Below are 17,747 nucleotides of genomic sequence, written 5' to 3' on the forward strand. Positions count from 1 at the left end.
GGCGAGGCGCTGGGCGTGCAGGGCGGCGTGCGCCGCGACGAGCAGCCGCAGCGCGGGCACGGCGCCGGCCGTGCAGGCCGTCCGCAGCAGGTCGGCGGCCCGTGCCGGGCCGAGCGCGGTCGACAGGTGCCGGTACGCGGTCGCGGCCGCCACGTGCCGCCCGTCCCACGTCCGGTAGCCGTTCGAGGTGCGGGTGGCGGCGGGCAGCACGCCCTCCGCCTCGAGGTCGCGCACCTGCTGCACCGACCAGCCGGACCGGCGCGCGACGTCGGCCGTCCGCAGGCCGTCGTGGAGGGTTCCCATCCCGGCCGAGCCTACGGCCGGCGCCGCGCCCTCCACAACGGCGTGAGTGCCACGCTGGAGCGCATGACGACCGGATCGACCGCACCCGGACCGATGACCACCGACGAGATCGACGCCTTCGTGCAGGCCCTCGGCGGCGTGCTCGTGCTGCGCCCCCAGGAGGGCGACGGGACGCCCGAGGTGGCGTGGGGCGACCTGTTCTTCTACGAGGCGCCCGACGGCCTGCTGCCGCCCGGGCAGCCCTTCGCCACCGTGGTGACCAAGGACTACCCGGGGGAGCCGTCGTCCGACCTGGGTCGGCCCGGTGCGTTCCGCGTCAACGTGCACGTGGGTCGCGCGGCCCTGGACGACCTCGTCGACGGACCGGAGGACCCGACCGCGCGCGACGTCGTGCTGCGGCACCCGGTCTACGGCGACCTGGGCTGGGCCGCCGTCGTCGAGCCGGGGGAGCGGACCCGCGGGCGGGTCGAGGCGATGCTGCGGCAGGCGCACGCCGACGCCCGGGCGCGCCGCCTCAGGCGCTCGTGAGCACGACCAGCTCCTGCGTCGCCCGGGTCATCGCCACGTAGCGGTCGACCGCGCCGGCGACGCCGTCGCCGAACCGGTCGGGGTCGACGAGCACGACCAGGTCGAACTCGAGCCCCTTGGCGGTCCGCGGGGTCAGCGAGCGGACGCGCTCGCCGTCGACGAGGGCGCCCTCGACCCGCTCGGCACCGCCGACGACGCAGGCCACGCCCTCGTCGTGCGCGGCGAGCCAGCCGGCGAGCACCGTGTCGAGCTCGTCGACGTGCCCGTGGCGCACCGGCACGCCGCTCGAGCGCACGGACGTCGGGACCGCCGCGTCGGGCAGCACCGCGCGGATCACCGGCTCGGCCTCGGCCATGACCTCCCTCGGCGTCCGGTAGTTCAGCGTCAGGCCGGCGACCCCGACCCGGTCGAGACCGACGCGGGCGAGCCGCTCGCGCCACGACTCCGCGAACCCCTCGCGCGCCTGCGCGCGGTCGCCGACGACGGTCAGGCTCCGGGACGGGCAGCGCAGCAGCAGCATCTGCCACTCCGCGTCGGTGAGCTCCTGCGCCTCGTCGACCACGACGTGCGCGAACGGCCCGGCAAGGGCGTCCGGGTCGGGGGCGTCGTGGTCGGCGGCGTCGACGAGCACGCTGCGGGCGTCGTCGAGCCGCAGCATCGACATCACCTGCATCTCCGAGTCGTCGGAGGCGACCAGGTGCTCGACCACCCGGTCCATCTCGGCGCGCTCGGCGGCCAGGCGCGACGCGTGCCGGTCCCGACGGCGGTCGACCGAGGTGTCGCCGAGCCGCTGCCGCGCGGCGTCCAGCAGGGGGAGGTCGCTGACCGTCCAGGCGGAGGGGTCCTCGCGCTGCAGCAGCCGCACCTGCTCCGGCTCGAGCCACGGTGCGCACAGGCGCAGGTAGGCAGGCACGGTCCACAGGTCGCCCACCAGGTCGGTCGCCTCGAGCAGCGGCCAGGCCCGCTCGACCGCGTCGACCAGCCCGCGGTGGCGGCGCAGGTGCGCCCGGAGCGCGTCGGCCTCGACGGCGTCGTCGACGTCCTCGTCCTCCACGCGCTCCTCGTACCGGGCCGACAGGATCTCCAGCAGCTCGTCCCACACCTGCGAGCGGGCCTCGGCGTGCGGCGTCCCGGGCGTGGGTGCCGCGAACGCCTCGGCCCAGTCGTCCGGCGTCAGCCGCAGGTCGACCCACGGGGTGCTGACCACGAGCGCCGACGTGGGCGGCCGCTCGTAGAACCGCACCGCCGCCTCCACCGCGCCGACCATCGCGACCGTCGCCTTCAGGGCGGCGACCCGCGGGTCGCGCTCGGGCTCCGCCGCCGCTCCCTCGGGGACGAGGTCGCGCAGCGTGCAGGTGCGCACGCCCTCCTCGCCGAGGCTCGGCAGCACGTCGGACACGTAGGCGAGGTAGGGCTCGTGCGGTCCGACGACGAGCACGCCGCCCCGGCGGTGGCCGAGCCGCGGGTCGGCGTACAGCAGGTAGGCCGTGCGGTGCAGCGCCACGACGGTCTTGCCGGTGCCCGGCCCGCCGTCGACGACCAGCGCGCCCCTCGAGGGCGCCCGCACGATCGCGTCCTGGTCGGCGGCGATGGTCGCCAGCACGTCGCGCATCCGCGTGGTGCGTGCCCCACCGAGGCTCGCCACGAAGGCGGACTGGTCGTCGAGCGCGGCGCGGCCCTCGAGGCCGTCGGGTGTGAACACCTCGTCCCAGTAGTCGGTCACGCGGGCCGCGCCGCCGGGGCCCGCGTCCCAGCGGTACCGGCGTCTGCTGGACAGCCCCATCGGCTCGGCGTGGGTCGCGCCGAAGAAGGGTTCGGCGGCGGGGGAGCGCCAGTCGAGCAGCAGCCGCCGCCCGGAGCGGTCGGTGAGGCCGAGCCGGCCGACGTACAGCGGCTCACCGCCGTCCGCCGGCACCATGCGCCCGAGGCACAGGTCGGCGCCGAACCGGCCGAGCGCGCGCAGGCGCGCGGTGAGGCGGTGCACCTCCTGGTCGCGGTCGAGCGCCTGCTGGCCGGAGCGGGCGGGTGCGCGGCGTGCGTCGTCGAGGCGCTGCTGCAGGTCGGCGACCGAGTCGGCGAGGGTGCGCGCGACGTCGGACAGGTGGGCCTCGTCGGCGCCGACGAGAGCGGGGTCGGCCTTGGCCGAGAGTCGAGCGGGCAGGTCGAACACGGTGAGAGACAGCGGTTCACGTCCTCGGGGTCGGGTGCGGTGGTGGTGGCGGCCGACGATCATCGGGCCCCACCGGGGTCTTGCCGCAAGCCCCCGGACGCGCTATACGTTGAGAACGGAGGAGGAGCGCGCGCCCTCCCCGTCCCCCTCGATCACGGCGTGGGCGGTTGTGCGTGCCCTCGTGCGGGAGGACAGTGACCCCGCAGCGCCCGACGGCGGGTGCGACGAGGGGAGCGCGTGATGGCCGACCTGAGCAAGTCGTCCGGGGCGGGCGGGGCCGCCGCCGCGGTGGACGAGCAGCCCGAGCTCAAGCGGGTGATGGGGCCGAAGCTGCTGCTGCTGTTCATCGTCGGCGACATCCTCGGCACGGGCATCTACGCCCTCACCGGCCAGGTCGCGGCCGAGGTCGGGGGTGCGGCCTGGGTGCCGTTCCTCGTCGCGTTCGGGGTGGCGCTGCTGACCGCGTTCTCCTACCTCGAGCTCGTGACGAAGTACCCGCAGGCGGCGGGCGCCGCGCTGTACACGCACAAGGCGTTCGGCATCCACTTCGTCACCTTCCTGATCTGCTTCACCGTGATGTGCTCGGGCATCACCTCGGCCTCGACGGCCTCGCGCGCGTTCGCGGCGAACCTGGCCAAGGGCATCGGGATGGACGAGCCCGCACCGGGTCTCGTCCTCGGCGTCGCGCTGGGCTTCATGGCGCTGGTGATGCTGGTGAACTTCCGCGGCGTCGGCGAGAGCGTCAAGGCCAACGTGGTCCTGACCCTCGTCGAGCTGTCCGGCCTCGCGCTCGTCATCGTGGTCGGTCTGTTCGCGATCACCGCCGGTCGCGCGGACTGGTCGCAGGTCGTGGCGTTCGAGACGCCGGACGACAAGAACGTGTTCCTCGCGGTGACGACGGCGACGTCGCTCGCCTTCTTCGCGATGGTCGGGTTCGAGGACTCGGTGAACATGGCCGAGGAGACCAAGGACCCCTCGCGCATCTTCCCGAAGGTGATGCTCACCGGCCTGACCATCACCGGCATCATCTACGTGCTGGTGTCGATCTGCGCGGTGGCGCTGGTGCCGCTCGGCGAGCTCGCCGGCAGCGACACCCCGCTGGTGTCGGTGGTCGAGGCCGGGGCGCCGGGCTTCCCGACGGCCGACGTGCTGCCGTTCATCTCGATGTTCGCCGTCGCGAACTCGGCGCTGATCAACATGCTGATGGCGAGCCGGCTGCTCTACGGCATGGCCAAGCAGGAGGTGCTGCCGCCCCCGCTCGCCAAGGTGCACCCGACCCGGCGCACGCCGTGGGTGGCGATCCTGTTCACCACCGCGCTCGCGTTCTGCCTGATCACCTACGTCTCGTTCGCCAGCGACGACGCGATCTCGCTGCTCGGCGGCACCACCTCGCTGCTGCTGCTCGCCGTGTTCGCCGTCGTGAACGTCGCGGTGCTGCGGCTGCGGCGCAACCGGGTCGACCACGAGCACTTCGTGACCCCGACCGTGATGCCGGTGCTCGGCGCGGTGGTGTGCCTGTACCTGGTGACGCCGCTGTCGGGCCGCCCGGTCGACCAGTACGAGATCGCCGGTGCGCTGCTCGTGCTCGGCGTGGTGCTGTGGGCCGTCACGTGGTCGGTCAACCGCGCCGTGTACGCGAAGCGGACGTTCATGCGCGACCCGAGCGACCTGTCCGGCTGACAACTCGCTCGCCGCCGTCGGCGGGCGCGGCTAGCGTCACCGCCGTGGACCGACCAGCGCTGCCCTCGTCCGACCTCGGCCTCACCTGGCGGCCGCTGACCCCGGACGACGTGCCCGCCTGGCACGCGCTCCAGCAGGCGATCGAGCACGCCGACGACGCCACCGAGCGGTTCGACGCCGACGACCTGCTCGAGGAGCTGACCGTCGGCTCGCACAAGGACCCGGTGCGCGACTCCCTGGTCGGGCTGGACCCCGACGGGACGCCGCGCGCGTTCGGTCTGCAGGACCTGATGCCGGGCGAGACCCTGCGCCGCTCCTTCCTGTTCGGCGGCGTGCACCCCGACTGGCGCGGGCGCGGGATCGGGCGCGAGCTGCTGCGCTGGCAGCGCGACCAGTCGCGGTGGGCGTGGGCCGAGCAGGAGCGCGAGGGGGCGCCGGCCCTGCCGTGGCGCGTCTCGCTCAGCCACCCGGAGCGGCTGCGCGCCAACAGCGCGCTGGCCGAGCGGCTCGGCTTCACCGCGGTCCGCTGGCACCACGAGATGGTCCGCGAGCTCACCACCGCGGGCGCGCCCCCCGTGCCCGACCTGGCGGTGCCCGCCCCCCTGCGGCTCGAGCCGTGGACCGAGGACCTCGACGACGCGGTCCGGCTGGCGCACAACGAGGCGTTCGCAGGCCACTGGGGGTCGCAGCCTCGCGACCCGGAGGGGTGGCAGCAGTTCGGCATCGGCCACAAGAACGCCCGCCGCGACTGGTCTTTCGTCGTGCTCGACCCGGAGCGGGACGAGCACGCCCGCCCGGCGGTGGCCGCGTACACCCTGTCGAACGCGTACACCCAGGACTGGGACGCGCAGGGCTACACCCAGGGGTGGACCGGTCTGCTCGGGGTCCGTCCGGACTGGCGCGGCCGCGGGCTCGCACCGGCGCTGCTGGCGGCCGCCATGCGCGCCTTCGCCGCCGACGGCATGCAGAAGGCCGGCCTCGGGGTCGACACCGGCAACGCGTCCGGCGCGCTGCGCCTGTACGAGGGCATGGGGTACGAGGTCGAGCACACCCTCGTCACCTGGACGGTCGAGGGCAGCGGCAGTGCTGCGGGGTGAGCGGGTGCAGCTGCGGCCGCGCACCGCGGCCGACGCCGACGTGCTCTACCAGCTCGCGGCCGACCTCGACTCGTGGGAGGAGCGCGAGCCGGGCGCGCCGCGTCCCCTGACCCGCGAGGAGTACGACGAGCGGTTCGCGCGGCGGCAGACCGACCCCGGCACCGACCAGACCTGGGTGGTCGAGCACGACGGCAGGGTCGCCGGGTTCGTCGGGCTGTTCGGCGTCGACCCGCTCGCCCGCTCGGCCGAGGTGGGCATCGCGCTGCTCGCCGAGGCGCGCGGGCGCGGCCTCGGCACCGACGCGCTGCGGGTGCTGGTCGAGTTCGCGTTCACCCGCCTCAACCTGCGCCGCGTGCACCTGCGCACGCTCGCCGTGAACACGGCGGCGCTCACCAGCTACGCGCGCGTGGGCTTCGTCGAGGAGGGCCGCCTGCGCGAGAGCGCCTGGGTGCGAGGCGACTACGTCGACGAGGTGCTGATGGGGCTGCTGCGCGAGGACCGCCCGGAGGCGTCCGAGCGCTGAGGCCCCGGCTCAACCGATCGCGTGCAGCGGCTGGGCGAGCGGGGTGCCCGAGCCGTCGCGGCGCCCGGTGGCGGGCGGCAGCTCGACCGGCGACCCGGACGACGCGGTGCCCCGCGCCGGCGCGGGCCCCACCCAGGCCAGGGCCAGCTGGTCCTCGCCCCGCAGGAAGCGGTGGCAGCGCACGCCGCCGGTGCCGCGGCCCTTGGCCGGGTACTCGGTGAACGGCGTCACCTTCGCCGTGCCCGCCTCGGTGCCGGGCAGCGCGGACGACGACCCGGCGACCGTGACGACGACATCGGCGTCGCCGGGCGTCACGACGCCGAACCACACCACGCGGGCGCCGGCGGCGAGGCGCACACCGGCCATGCCGCCCGCGGCGCGACCCTGCGGGCGGACCGCGGAGGCCGGGAAGCGCAGCAGCTGCGCGTCGGAGGTGACGAACACCAGCTCGGCCGAGTCGGCCTGCGCGGCAGGCAGGTCGACGGCGCCGACGACCTCGTCGCCGTCCTTGAGCCCGATGACCTCGTACGACTCGCGTGCGGGGTGGTCGGCGACCACCCGCTTGACCACGCCGGACGCCGTGCCGACCGCGAGGCCGCCCTCGGCGTCGAGCGAGGCGAGGGCGACGACGCGCTCGCCCTGCTCGAGGGTGACGTACTCGCTGAGCGGTCCGCCCCCCGACAGCGACAGCGCGCCGGCGGTCGGCGGGACCGCCGGCACGTCGACCACGCCGAGCCGCAGCAGCCGCCCGGCCGAGGTGACGACGCCGACCTGGCCGCGCGCGGTGGTGCGCACGCGGGACACCACGACGTCGTGCGCGGAGCGCTCGCCCTCGACCGGCGGCGCCGGGGGCTCGTCGGTACCGGTGCGGGCGAGCAGGCCGGTGGCCGACAGCAGCACCCAGCACGGGTCGTCGCTCACCTCGAGGGGGGTGGCGGACGCGCGGGTGGTGGCCTGGCCGGAACCCTCGAGCAGCACGGTGCGGCGCGGCGTGCCGTAGGTCTTCGCGACCTGCGCGAGCTCGTCGGACACGACGGTGCGCAGCCGCTGCTCGTCGCCGAGGATCTGCTCGAGCTCGGCGATCTGGGCCTGCAGCTGGTCGCGCTCGGCCTCGAGCTCGACCCGCGAGAACTTCGTCAGCCGGCGCAGGCGCAGCTCGAGGATGTACTCGGCCTGCGGCTCGGACAGGTCGAAGACCTGCATCAGCCGGCCGCGCGCGGCCTCGGCGTCGTCGCTGCTGCGGATGACCCCGATGACCTCGTCGATGTCGAGGATCGCGACGAGCAGGCCCTCGACCAGGTGCAGCCGCTCGCGCCGCTTGCCGAGCCGGAACGTGGTGCGCCGCCGCACGACGTCGAGCCGGTGCGCCACGTAGACCTCGAGCAGCTCCTTGAGGCCGAGCGTGCGCGGCTGCCCCTCGACGAGGCAGACGTTGTTGATGCCGAAGGTGTCCTCCATCGGCGTGAGCCGGTAGAGCTGCTCGAGCACGGCGTCGGGGTTGAAGCCGGTCTTCACCTCGATCACGAGCCGCAGGCCGTGGTGGCGGTCGGTGAGGTCGGTGACGGCCGAGACCCCCTGCAGCTTCTTGCTCTGCACGGCGTCCTTGATCTTCTCGATCACCTTCTCGGGACCGACCGTGTACGGCAGCTCGGTGACCACGATGCCCTTGCGGCGGGCGGTGATGCTCTCGACGCGGGTGGTCGCACGGGTGCGGAACGTGCCGCGCCCGGTGGCGTAGGCGTCGCGGATGCCGTCGAGCCCGACGATCTTGCCGCCGCCGGGCAGGTCCGGGCCGGGGACGAAGCGCATCAGCTCGTCGAGCGTCGCCGTGGGCTTCCTGATCAGGTGCCGTGCGGCGGAGACGACCTCGACCAGGTTGTGGGGCGCCATGTTCGTCGCCATGCCCACCGCGATGCCGGACGCCCCGTTCACCAGCAGGTTCGGGAACGCGGACGGCAGCACCTCGGGCTGGGTCAGCTGGTTGTCGTAGTTGGGGACGAAGTCGACGACGTCCTCGTCGAGGCCGCCGGTCATCTCCAGCGCGGCCGGCGCGAGCCGGGCCTCGGTGTAGCGCGGGGCGGCCGGCCCGTCGTCGAGCGAGCCGAAGTTGCCGTGGCCGTCGACCAGCGGCAGCCGCAGCGAGAACGGCTGCGCCATGCGGACCAGGGCGTCGTAGATCGGGGCGTCGCCGTGGGGGTGCAGCTTGCCCATCACCTCGCCGACCACGCGCGAGCACTTCACGTGCCCGCGGTCGGGACGCAGGCCCATGTCGGCCATCGAGTACAGGATGCGCCGCTGCACCGGCTTGAGGCCGTCGCGCGCGTCCGGCAGGGCGCGCGAGTAGATGACCGAGTAGGCGTACTCGAGGAACGAGTCCTGCATCTCCGCCGAGACGTCGACGTCGACGACGTGCTCGGTGAAGTCGGACGGAGGGGGCGACGGGGTGGAGCGGCGGGCCATGCCCTGATCCTCCCAAGCGGCGCCGACGGTCCGGGCACCGCCACGCGGGCGCGGGTCCGGGCGTCGCCGGCCTCGGCTCGTGCCGGCGCGAAACGGACAGATCGGTGTGAGACGGGTCACACCCGTTGTTACCGGTGGGTCACTTCTGGTGGGGTCGAGCCGCGCGGGGGCGCGACGGAGCGCTCCCCGGGGTGGAAGGAACCGCCGTGCCCGTTCGTCGTCCCGTCCGTCGTCCCGTCTGGGTGGCCGCCGCGGCTGCGGCGCTGCTCGCCCCGCTGGTCGCGGCCGCGCCCGCCTCGTCGGCCGTCCCCGACGTCCCGTCGTCGGTGCAGACGTCCGCCGCCCGCCCGGCCGCCGAGGCGGCCGGCGTCTCCGTCGCCGCGCACCGGGTGACGATGTCCGACGGCGTGGCGCTGTCGGCGGTCGTGCTGACCCCGACCGGGCACGGACCGGGCCCGCACCCGCTGGTGCTCGCGCCGTCGAGCTGGGCGCTGAACAGCCTCGAGTACGTCGGCGGGGGAGCGCGCCTCGCGGCCGAGCGCGGCGTGGTCGTGGTCTCGTACACCTCGCGCGGGTTCTGGGAGAGCGGCGGCCGGATCCAGGTGGCCGGTCCGCGCGACGTCGCCGACGCGAGCGAGCTCCTCGACTGGGCCGTGGCGACGCAGGGCGCCGACGTCGAGCGGGTCGGGATGCTGGGCATCTCCTACGGCGCGGGCATCAGCCTGCTCACCGCCGCCGAGGACGACCGGGTCGACGCCGTCGCCGCGATGAGCGGCTGGGCCGACCTCGAGGCGTCCCTGCTGCCGAACGGGACGATCAGCGAGCAGGCGGCGGCGCTGCTGCTGACCTCGGCGCTGTTCACCGGTCGCGCCGGACCCGAGCTGCGGGCCGCCCAGCGCGCCTACCTGACAGGCGACTTCGCGCCGGTGCTGGAGTTCGCGCCGTCGCGCTCGGCCGCGACCAAGGTCGACCGGCTCAACGCGAACGGCACGGCGGTGCTGATCGCGCACGCGTGGACCGACGGGATCTTCCCGCCCTCGCAGATGATCGACCTGTACGGCGCCCTGACCGGCCCGAAGCGGCTCGAGCTCGCGCCCGGCGACCACGCGACGGCCGAGCTGCCGGGTGCGGTCGGCCTGCCGGACGAGACGTGGGACTCGGTGGGGCGCTGGGTCGGCGAGCACGTCGTGGGCGCCGAGACCGGCATCGACGACGAGCCGCCGGTGCGGCTGCAGACCGCGAACACCGGCGGCTGGACGTCGTACCCGGACTGGGCGGCCGCCACCGCCTCGACCCAGGCGCTCGACCTCGGCCCGCACGTCACGAGCTGGCGCAACCCCCTGCCCACCGGTGACGCCGTCGCCGGTGCCCCGGCCGGCTGGACGCGCTCGGTGGCCGCCCGCCGCCTCACCGTCGCCGACAGCGGCACCGTCCTGGTGTCGGGCGTCCTGCAGGGGATCGGCCTGCCCACGACGGCGTCGATCCCGCTGGTCGACCGGTCCGGCGCGATGGTCTGGTACACCGCGCGGCAGGCGTCGACGACGACGGTGCAGGGCACCCCGCGGGTGCGGTTCGACGTCCGGCCGCAGGCGTCGCGGACGACGCTGTTCGCCTACCTCTACGACGTCGACCCGTGGGGCACCGGCGCCCTGATGACGCACAAGCCGCTGACGGTGGGCGCGGGCACCACCGCGGTCGACCTCGAGCTCGAACCGACCAGCTGGCGGGTGGCCCCAGGGCACCACGTCGTGCTGGTCGTCGACGGCGTCGACCCCCGCTACCGGTCGACGTCGGTGGCCGGCACGTCGGTCGCGTTCACGCCGGGGGCCGACCCGGCGCTCGACGTCCCGCGCGGCTGAGGACGGCGGCGCGCCGGGCCGGCTCGACCGGAACCGTTGACACGACCTGGGAGCGCTCCCACACTCTCCTCAGCCGACACCGATGGAGGACGACCATGCCGCTCGACGACGCCCGGCAGCCCGCAGCGCCCCTGGCCCGCACCCACTCCCGCCGGACGGTGGTGTCGGCGGCCCTCGCGCTCGCCGCCGGCGGCGGCCTCGGCCTGGTCGCGGGTCCGGCTGCCGCCGCGCCGGGACCGGGGCGGCCGTCGCTGCCGGCCGACGGCACCGCGCGGCAGTCGGTGCGCGCGGCGCTGGCGTTCCTCGACGTCGCCGGGAACGCGTACCCGGCCGTCAACCCGGGCCCGCGCCTCGCGCAGAGCTACGCCGACGAGCTCGGCCTGTTCAGCACCGCGTTCGTCTACGACAACGCGCTGGCGATCTGCGCCCACCTCGCGGCCGGACGGGCGTGGGCCGCGCGGCCGCTCGCCGACGGCCTGGTGTACGCGATGGAGCACGACCCCGGCTACGCGGACGGGCGGCTGCGGCAGGCGTACAACGTCGGGCCGTACGTGTTCTACGACGGCAACCCGCAGCCGTACGGCCTCGTCCTGCCGGACGGCGCCGCCAACATCGGGTGGCAGTTCGGCTTCCTCGGCACGGCCGTCGGCGACATGGCCTGGCCGGGCATCGCCCTGGTGCAGCTGCACGCGGCGACCGGACGTCGGAAGTACCTCGACGCCGCGCTGCGCATCGGCCGCTGGATCGTCGACAACGCCTACGGCACCACGCCTCTGGGCGGCTACCAGTTCGGCAAGGACGCCGCCGACGCCAAGGTGCAGGCCTGGTCGACCGAGCACAACATCGACGTGCTCGCGTTCTTCGGCCTGCTGCACAAGGCCACCCGGGACCGCAGCTGGCTCGAGCTCGCGCAGCACGCCCGCGACTTCGTCGACCGGATGTGGTCGGAGGACGACGGCTGGTTCTGGACCGGCAGCGACGACGGCACCGAGATCAACCGCGACCCCGTACCGCTCGACCCGCAGACCTGGGGCTGGCTCGCGCTGCGCGACGACCGCGCGTCGACCGCCCTCGACTGGGCCGACACCGCGCTGCGCACCACCGACGTCGCCGGCCAGGGCAACAGCCAGCTGCCGCAGGGCTTCTCGGTCGACGGCGTCACGTTCAGCACCGACAGCCTCACCTCGACCGCGTCGTACAACGGCCTGCCGGTGCACCAGGACGGCGTCTGGCTGGAGGGGACGGCCCAGCTGGCGTGCGCCTGGGCCGACCGCCGCGGCGGCCGCACCGACCGGCAGCAGCTGGACGCCCAGCTCGCCCAGGTGCGGGCCGTGCAGGCCGGCGTCGGGCAGGGCCAGGTGATGGGCGGCAACCCGCTGCCCGCCGCCTCCGGCCTGGTCGCGGCGTCGTCGCTGATCGACAGCGGGTTCGGGTTCGGCTACTTCCAGGTGCAGCACGTCGGCGCGACCAGCTGGTACGTCATGGCGGGCACCTCGGCCAACCCCTATCAGCCCCGCGGGCTCGGGTAGGGGGTGCCGAAGCGGCCGGCGTGGGCGACCTGGGTGGGCTCGCGCCGGCCGCGGCGCAGGCTCGGGCTGCGGCGGTCGGCGGCGGGGTAGCCGACGCTGACCACGCCGACCGGCAGCCGCGAGTCGGGCACGCCGAACGCCGCGCGGAACGAGGCGATCGCGGCGGTGTCGCCGACGCCGAAGAAGCAGCCGCCGAGGCCCTCGTCGACGGCGGTCAGCAGCATGAGCAGCGCCGCCATGCCCGTGTCGACGTCCCAGTAGGGCACCGGCCAGTGCGCCTCGTCGCGGTCCTGCCACGGCTTGTCGGGCTCGGCGTAGCGATCGAGGTAGGCCTGCTTGTGGCTCAGGCACACCACGAGCAGCGGCGCCGTCATCATCCGGCCCAGCCAGCCGTCCGGCGCGTCGACGTCGCCGGAGGTGCTGCGCCAGTAGCGGTTCCGGTCCTCCGCCGACTCCAGCACCAGGAAGTCCCACCCCTGCGAGAAGCCCGCCGACGGCGCCCGCACCGCGTGCTCGAGCAGCCGGTCGACCACCTCGCGCGGGACGGGGCGGTCGGGGTCGTACGCCCGCACCATCCGCCGACGCCGGACCACCTCGCGCAGCTCCATCGCGCCAGCGTGCCACGCGGTGCGACGCCGCCACCCGGACGGGTGCACGTCGGTCGAAAACCCCACGAGGGGCGCGGTTCGGTCCCTACCGTTCTCGGTCGACGGGGGGACACCGGGTCCTCCTGCGCGCGCTTCCTCGGGGGACCTCCACCATGGACAACCTGCTCCTGCTCACGCTCGTCACCGTGCCGCTCGCCAGCATCGCCGCGATCGTCGTCGGCGCCATCCGGCCCCACCGTCGTTGGGCGATGCTGCTGACCGGCGTGGCCGGCCTCGTCTACACCGCCTACCTGCTGCTGTGGCCGGGCGAGGAGATCCTGGTCTTCCCGCTCGCGGCCCTCTTCCCGGTGGGCGCCATCGTGCAGTCCTTCAAGCGGCCGGCTCTGCGCACCGCCTGACGCCGGCACGACCTCGGCCGCGCGGGCGGCCACGCCCTAGGCTGCCCGCATGGCCGAGGAGACCGCCGCGACGACCCCGGCCGACCCCGCCTACCCGGCCCACTGGGCCGCCGACGTCGTCCTGCGCGACGGCGGGACCGCCCACCTGCGGCCGATCACGCCGCAGGACGCCGACGCGCTGCAGGAGTTCCACCTCGCGCAGTCGCCGGAGTCGGTCTACCTGCGGTTCTTCGCGCCGATGCCGCGGCTGTCCGAGCGCGACCTGACGCGGTTCACCACCGTCGACCACGTCGACCGGGTCGCGATCGTCGCGGTGGTCGCCGGGCGCATCGTGGGCGTCGGCCGGTACGACCGCACCGGCCGGCGCACGGCCGAGGTCGCCTTCAACATCTCCGACCACCACCAGGGCCGCGGCCTGGGCTCGGTGCTGCTCGAGCACCTCGCGGCGGCGGCACGCGAGCGCGGCATCCAGCGGTTCGAGGCCGAGGTGCTGCCGCAGAACCGCAAGATGGTCGGCGTCTTCCGAGACGCCGGCTACGAGGTGAGCAACCGGTTCGACGACGGCGTCATCGCGGTCGCGTTCGACATCGACCCCACCGAGCGGTCGATGGCGGTGATGGCGGCGCGCGAGCACCGCGCCGAGGCGGCCAGCATCGCCGCGCTGCTCACCCCGCGCTCGGTGGCCGTCGTCGGGGCGAGCACCACCCCGGGCCGGATCGGCCACGAGCTGCTCCAGCACCTCGTCGACGGCGGCTTCACCGGCCAGGTCCACCCCGTGCACCCCAGCGCCACCGAGGTGCTCGGGCTGCGCGCCTACCCCGACGTCGCGGCGATCGGCGCCCCCGTCGACCTGGCCGTCATCGCCGTCCCCGCGCCGCTGGTGTCCGACGTCCTCGCCCAGTGCGCGCAGGCCGGGGCACGCGGCGTCGTCGTCGTCTCGGTCGGGTTCGCCGAGCGCGGCGCCGACGGCGCGCGGCTGCAGGCCGACCTCGTGCGCACGGCGCGGGCGCACGGCCTGCGGGTCGTCGGGCCGAACTCCTTCGGCGTCATCAACACCGACGAGGCGGTGGCGCTGAACGCGTCGCTGGCGCCGCGGATGCCGGCGTCCGGGCGGCTCGGCCTGTTCAGCCAGTCGGGCGCGCTCGGCGTCGCGGTCCTGAACTCGGCCGCCCGGCGCGGCCTCGGGGTCTCGGCGCTGGTGTCGGCGGGCAACCGCGCCGACGTCTCGGGCAACGACCTGATGCAGTTCTGGGAGGACGACCCGCGCACCGACGTCGTCTGCCTCTACCTCGAGAGCATGGGCAACCCGCGCAAGTTCTCCCGCGTCGCCCGGCGCCTGTCGCGGGTGAAGCCGGTCGTGGTGGTGAAGTCGGGGACGAGCGGGTACGGCGTCCCGGCGGGCCACGTGGTGCGCAGCTCGAACGCCCCCCGCGGCGCGTTCGAGGCGATGCTGCGCCAGGCGGGGGTCGTCCGCACCGAGAACATCCACCAGATGTTCGACGTGGCGCAGCTGCTCGCTCACCAGCCGCTCCCGCAGGGCGAGCGCATCGGGGTGGTCACCAACTCCGACGCGCTCGCCGCCCTGGTGGCCGACGCGCTGCAGAGCTGGGACCTCGAGCTCGCGGGCGACCCGGTGACCGTCGAGCCCGAGGCCGACGCCGCGACGTTCAGATCCGCGCTGCAGCAGACGTTCTCGAACCCGGACGCGGACGCGGTCGTCGTCAGCTTCGTCCCGCCCGTCGCGGCCATCGACGCCGACGTGGTCCGCTCGGTCGCCGAGGTGTCGGCGGGCTCGGGCAAGACGACGCTCGCCTGCTTCGTCGGGCTGCGCGAGGTCACCCACGAGGGCATGCGGGGGACGCAGACCGTGCCGGCCTACCCGACGCCCGAGGACGCCGTCCGCGCGCTCGCCGCCGTCACCCGCTACGCGCGCTGGCGCCGGCGCGACCCGGGCACGCCCGTCGACCCGCCGGGCACCGACCCGCTGGCCGCGCGCATCGTCGTCGAGGAGGCGCTGTCGGGCACCGGGGCCGACGACGCCGAGCCGCTCACGCTCGGCGCGACGGGCACGGCCGCGCTGCTGCGGGCGTACGGCATCGACCTGTGGCCCACCGAGCACGTCACCACCCCGGACGACGCCGTCGGGGCCGGCGACCGGCTCGGGTGGCCGGTGGCCGTGAAGTACGCCGACAAGACCCTGCGGGAGCGGCGCGACCTGGTCGGCGTGCGGCTCGGCGTGCCCGACGCACCGGCGCTGCGGCGCGACGTCGCCGCGATGCTCGCTGCCACCGACGACCCCGCCGCCGGCACGGGTTTCCTGGTGCAGCCGATGGCGCCGAGCGGCGTGCCGGTCGTGGTGCGCGCCCTCGAGGACCCGCTGTTCGGGCCGATCGTGTCGTTCGGCCTCGCCGGCGACGCCGTCGACCTGCTCGACGACGTGGCGCACCGCATCCCGCCGCTCACCGACGTCGACGTGCACGACCTCGTCCGCTCGGTGAAGGCCTCGCCCCGGCTGTTCGGGTACCGCAGCACCCCCGCGCTGCACGTCGCCGGCCTGGAGGACCTGCTCGCCCGCGTGTCGCGGCTCGCCGAGGACCTGCCGGAGGTGGCCGAGCTCGTGCTCGACCCCGTCGTCGTCGGGCAGGCGACCGTCGCGCCGCTGTGGGCGCGGGTGCGACTCACTCGCCCGCCCGACCGCCGCGACACCGGCACCCGGCGCGCGCTGTGAGCACCTCGCTCCCCGCCCGGCCGGTGGTGCGAGGATGCCGTCCATGACGCCCCGCCGACCCACGCCGCCCCCGGACGGCGTGCACGCGACCGAGCTGCCCGCCGAGGTCCGGCGCGGCATCGAGCTGGCCGGCTACTACCCGGGCCTGGTCGAGCAGGTCGTCGCCACCGCCGTCGCCGGCGAGCCGGTGCACGCGCACCTCGTGCACCAGGAGACGACGTTCGACGCCCAGGAGGTGCGGCGCCACGTCACGGTGCTGGTCGTCACGCCCACCCGGCTGGTGACCGCCCACGTCGACGACCACGGACCGGACGACCTGTCGCCCACCGCCTACGCGAGCGCCTCGACCGAGGCCGTCCCGCTGCACGCGGTGCGCTCGGTCGTCCTGCAGCACGTCGTCGCCGACCCCGCGCAGCACCGCGCGGGAACCGCGCCCGACGAGCTCAGCCTGACCATCGGGTGGGGCTCGGTGCACCGCATGGACCTCGAGCCGGCCACCTGCGGCGACCCCGACTGCGAGGCCGACCACGGCTACACGGGGACGATGGCCACCGACGACGTGGTGCTGCGGGTGTCTCGGGCGGCCGAGGGCGGCGACGCCGTCGTCGACGCGCTCGCCTTCGCGCGGGCGCTGTCGGCCGCGACCGGCGCGGGTCCCTCCGGCGCCACCGCCCACGCGTGACCGCGCCCGACGCACCGGCGGGCGCGCCGCCGGGGCTGTCCGACGTGCTACCCGCCGCGGCCGCCTCCCTGGGCGCCACCCTCGAGGACGCCGGGCCGCCCGCCCTGGTGCTGCCGACCGCCGACCGGGTGGTCGTGCTGCTGGTCGACGGCCTGGGGGAGGAGCTGCTCGCGCGCCGCGCCGGTCACGCCCCGTACCTCACCTCCCTGCGTGGGCACGGGCACCGGCTCGACGTCGGCTTCCCCTCCACCACGGCCACCTCGATGGGCACCTTCGGCACCGGGCGCCTCGCCGGCGAGCACGGCATGGTCGGGTACCAGGTGCTCGACCCCGACCGCGGCGTGCTGCTGAACGAGCTGTCGTGGGACGACGGACCCGACCCCCGCCGCTGGCAGCCGCGCCCGCCGGTCTTCGAGCAGCTGGTGGGCCAGGGCGTCGAGGCGGTGCAGATCGGCCCCGGCTTCTTCCAGGGCTCCGGGCTCACCGAGGCCGCCCTGCGCGGGGCGCGGTTCGTCGCGGCGTCCTCGCTCGACGCCCGGGTCGACGCCGCCGCGGCCGCCGTCCGCAGCGCGCCGCGCACGCTCGTCTACGTCTACTGGGGCGACGTCGACAAGGTCGGGCACGTGCACGGCTGCGGGTCCGCGGCCTGGACCGAGGAGCTCGAGGCGGTCGACCTCGCCGTGCGCACCCTCGCCGCCCGGCTGCCCGCCGACGCCCTCCTGCTGGTGACCGCCGACCACGGCATGGTCGACGTCCCCGCCGACGCCCGGCTCGACCTCGCCGCCGGCGCCGACGGCACCGGCACCGCGCTGGAGCGGCTGCTCGCGCGCGACGTGCGGCTCACCGGCGGGGAGCCGCGCGCGCCGATGCTGCACTGCGAGCCGGGCACCGCCGAGGCCGTCGCCGCGCGCTGGGCCGCCGAGCTGCCCGACTTCGAGGTGGTGCTGCGCGAGCGCGCCGTCGCCGACGGCTGGTTCGGACCCGTCGCCCCGCACGTCCTGGGGCGCATCGGCGACGTCGTCGTCGCCGCCACCGGCAGCCGCACCGTGCACGACTCGCGGGTGCAGCGGCCCGAGCTGCTGGGGCTGGTCGGCATGCACGGCGCCCGCACCCGCGACGAGGTGGCCGTCCCCCTCCTGGTGCGCCCGCCGGGCGGATGACCTCGTCCGCCCGGTGATCGGG

The 17,747-nt window shown here is 75.4% G+C and carries 14 protein-coding genes; 10 read left to right on the forward strand and 4 right to left on the reverse strand.

What is annotated here, in order from left to right; genetic code table 11:
• A partial coding sequence (locus ACYVKY_RS16790; RefSeq protein ID WP_460436127.1) for a MerR family DNA-binding transcriptional regulator occupies positions 1 to 303 on the reverse strand: 303 nt, incomplete at its 3' end.
• Between the two features lie 93 nt (positions 304 to 396).
• Between ACYVKY_RS16790 and ACYVKY_RS16795 the strand changes: the two genes are divergently transcribed.
• Positions 397 to 831: a DUF6194 family protein gene (locus ACYVKY_RS16795; protein ID WP_460436161.1), complete on the forward strand. Its 435-nt coding sequence runs from the start codon at positions 397 to 399 to the stop codon at positions 829 to 831.
• On the opposite strand, the gene helR is transcribed toward ACYVKY_RS16795, so the two are convergent.
• On the reverse strand, positions 818 to 3,064 hold the full coding sequence (gene helR, locus ACYVKY_RS16800) for a HelD family protein (protein ID WP_460436128.1): 2,247 nt from the start codon (positions 3,062 to 3,064) through the stop codon (positions 818 to 820). The two genes, ACYVKY_RS16795 and helR, sit on opposite strands and share 14 nt — an antisense overlap.
• Positions 3,065 to 3,241: 177 nt before the next feature.
• Here helR and ACYVKY_RS16805 point away from each other — a divergent pair, with 177 nt between their 5' ends.
• The 3 genes from ACYVKY_RS16805 to ACYVKY_RS16815 are packed head-to-tail and all read left to right on the forward strand — an operon-like array spanning position 3,242 to position 6,301.
• Positions 3,242 to 4,681, forward strand: a complete 1,440-nt coding sequence (locus ACYVKY_RS16805; protein ID WP_460436162.1) for an APC family permease — start codon at positions 3,242 to 3,244, stop codon at positions 4,679 to 4,681.
• A 44-nt stretch (positions 4,682 to 4,725) separates the two neighbouring features.
• Entirely contained in the window at positions 4,726 to 5,778 is a 1,053-nt protein-coding gene (locus ACYVKY_RS16810; protein WP_460436129.1) for a GNAT family N-acetyltransferase, read from the forward strand.
• Positions 5,765 to 6,301: a GNAT family N-acetyltransferase gene (locus ACYVKY_RS16815; protein ID WP_460436130.1), complete on the forward strand. Its 537-nt coding sequence runs from the start codon at positions 5,765 to 5,767 to the stop codon at positions 6,299 to 6,301. The genes ACYVKY_RS16810 and ACYVKY_RS16815 overlap by 14 nt, the downstream gene beginning before the upstream one ends.
• Before the next feature lie 9 nt (positions 6,302 to 6,310).
• On the opposite strand, the gene ACYVKY_RS16820 is transcribed toward ACYVKY_RS16815, so the two are convergent.
• Positions 6,311 to 8,761, reverse strand: a complete 2,451-nt coding sequence (locus ACYVKY_RS16820) for a DNA gyrase/topoisomerase IV subunit A (protein ID WP_460436131.1) — start codon at positions 8,759 to 8,761, stop codon at positions 6,311 to 6,313.
• Positions 8,762 to 8,967: 206 nt separating this feature from the next.
• Here ACYVKY_RS16820 and ACYVKY_RS16825 point away from each other — a divergent pair, with 206 nt between their 5' ends.
• Both ACYVKY_RS16825 and ACYVKY_RS16830 read left to right on the forward strand, forming a co-directional pair.
• A complete protein-coding gene (locus ACYVKY_RS16825; protein ID WP_460436132.1) occupies positions 8,968 to 10,620 on the forward strand; it encodes a hydrolase CocE/NonD family protein in 1,653 nt (550 codons plus the stop codon).
• A gap of 95 nt (positions 10,621 to 10,715) precedes the next feature.
• Entirely contained in the window at positions 10,716 to 12,149 is a 1,434-nt protein-coding gene (locus tag ACYVKY_RS16830; protein WP_460436133.1) for a Tat pathway signal sequence domain protein, read from the forward strand.
• Here the strand turns inward: ACYVKY_RS16830 and ACYVKY_RS16835 are convergent.
• Complete coding sequence (locus ACYVKY_RS16835) at positions 12,128 to 12,757, reverse strand: nitroreductase family protein (protein ID WP_460436134.1); 630 nt, start codon at positions 12,755 to 12,757, stop codon at positions 12,128 to 12,130. The two genes, ACYVKY_RS16830 and ACYVKY_RS16835, sit on opposite strands and share 22 nt — an antisense overlap.
• A gap of 152 nt (positions 12,758 to 12,909) precedes the next feature.
• Between ACYVKY_RS16835 and ACYVKY_RS16840 the strand changes: the two genes are divergently transcribed.
• Genes ACYVKY_RS16840 through ACYVKY_RS16855 form a run of 4 tightly spaced genes read left to right on the forward strand, consistent with a single transcriptional unit; the run spans position 12,910 to position 17,725 of the window.
• Positions 12,910 to 13,155 (forward strand): hypothetical protein, encoded by a 246-nt coding sequence (locus ACYVKY_RS16840; protein WP_460436135.1) that lies wholly within the window; start codon positions 12,910 to 12,912, stop codon positions 13,153 to 13,155.
• 49 nt (positions 13,156 to 13,204) lie between these two features.
• The gene (locus ACYVKY_RS16845) at positions 13,205 to 15,883 is read left to right on the forward strand and encodes a bifunctional acetate--CoA ligase family protein/GNAT family N-acetyltransferase (RefSeq protein WP_460436136.1); all 2,679 of its coding nucleotides are present in this window, start codon (positions 13,205 to 13,207) and stop codon (positions 15,881 to 15,883) included.
• Positions 15,884 to 15,917: 34 nt separating this feature from the next.
• Positions 15,918 to 16,565, forward strand: coding sequence for a DUF5998 family protein (locus ACYVKY_RS16850; RefSeq protein WP_460436137.1), 648 nt, complete (start codon positions 15,918 to 15,920; stop codon positions 16,563 to 16,565).
• Entirely contained in the window at positions 16,562 to 17,725 is a 1,164-nt protein-coding gene (locus tag ACYVKY_RS16855; RefSeq protein ID WP_460436138.1) for an alkaline phosphatase family protein, read from the forward strand. The genes ACYVKY_RS16850 and ACYVKY_RS16855 overlap by 4 nt, the downstream gene beginning before the upstream one ends.
• The last annotated feature ends 22 nt before the right edge of the window (positions 17,726 to 17,747 follow it).

The sequence above is a fragment of the Angustibacter speluncae genome, assembly GCF_054777815.1.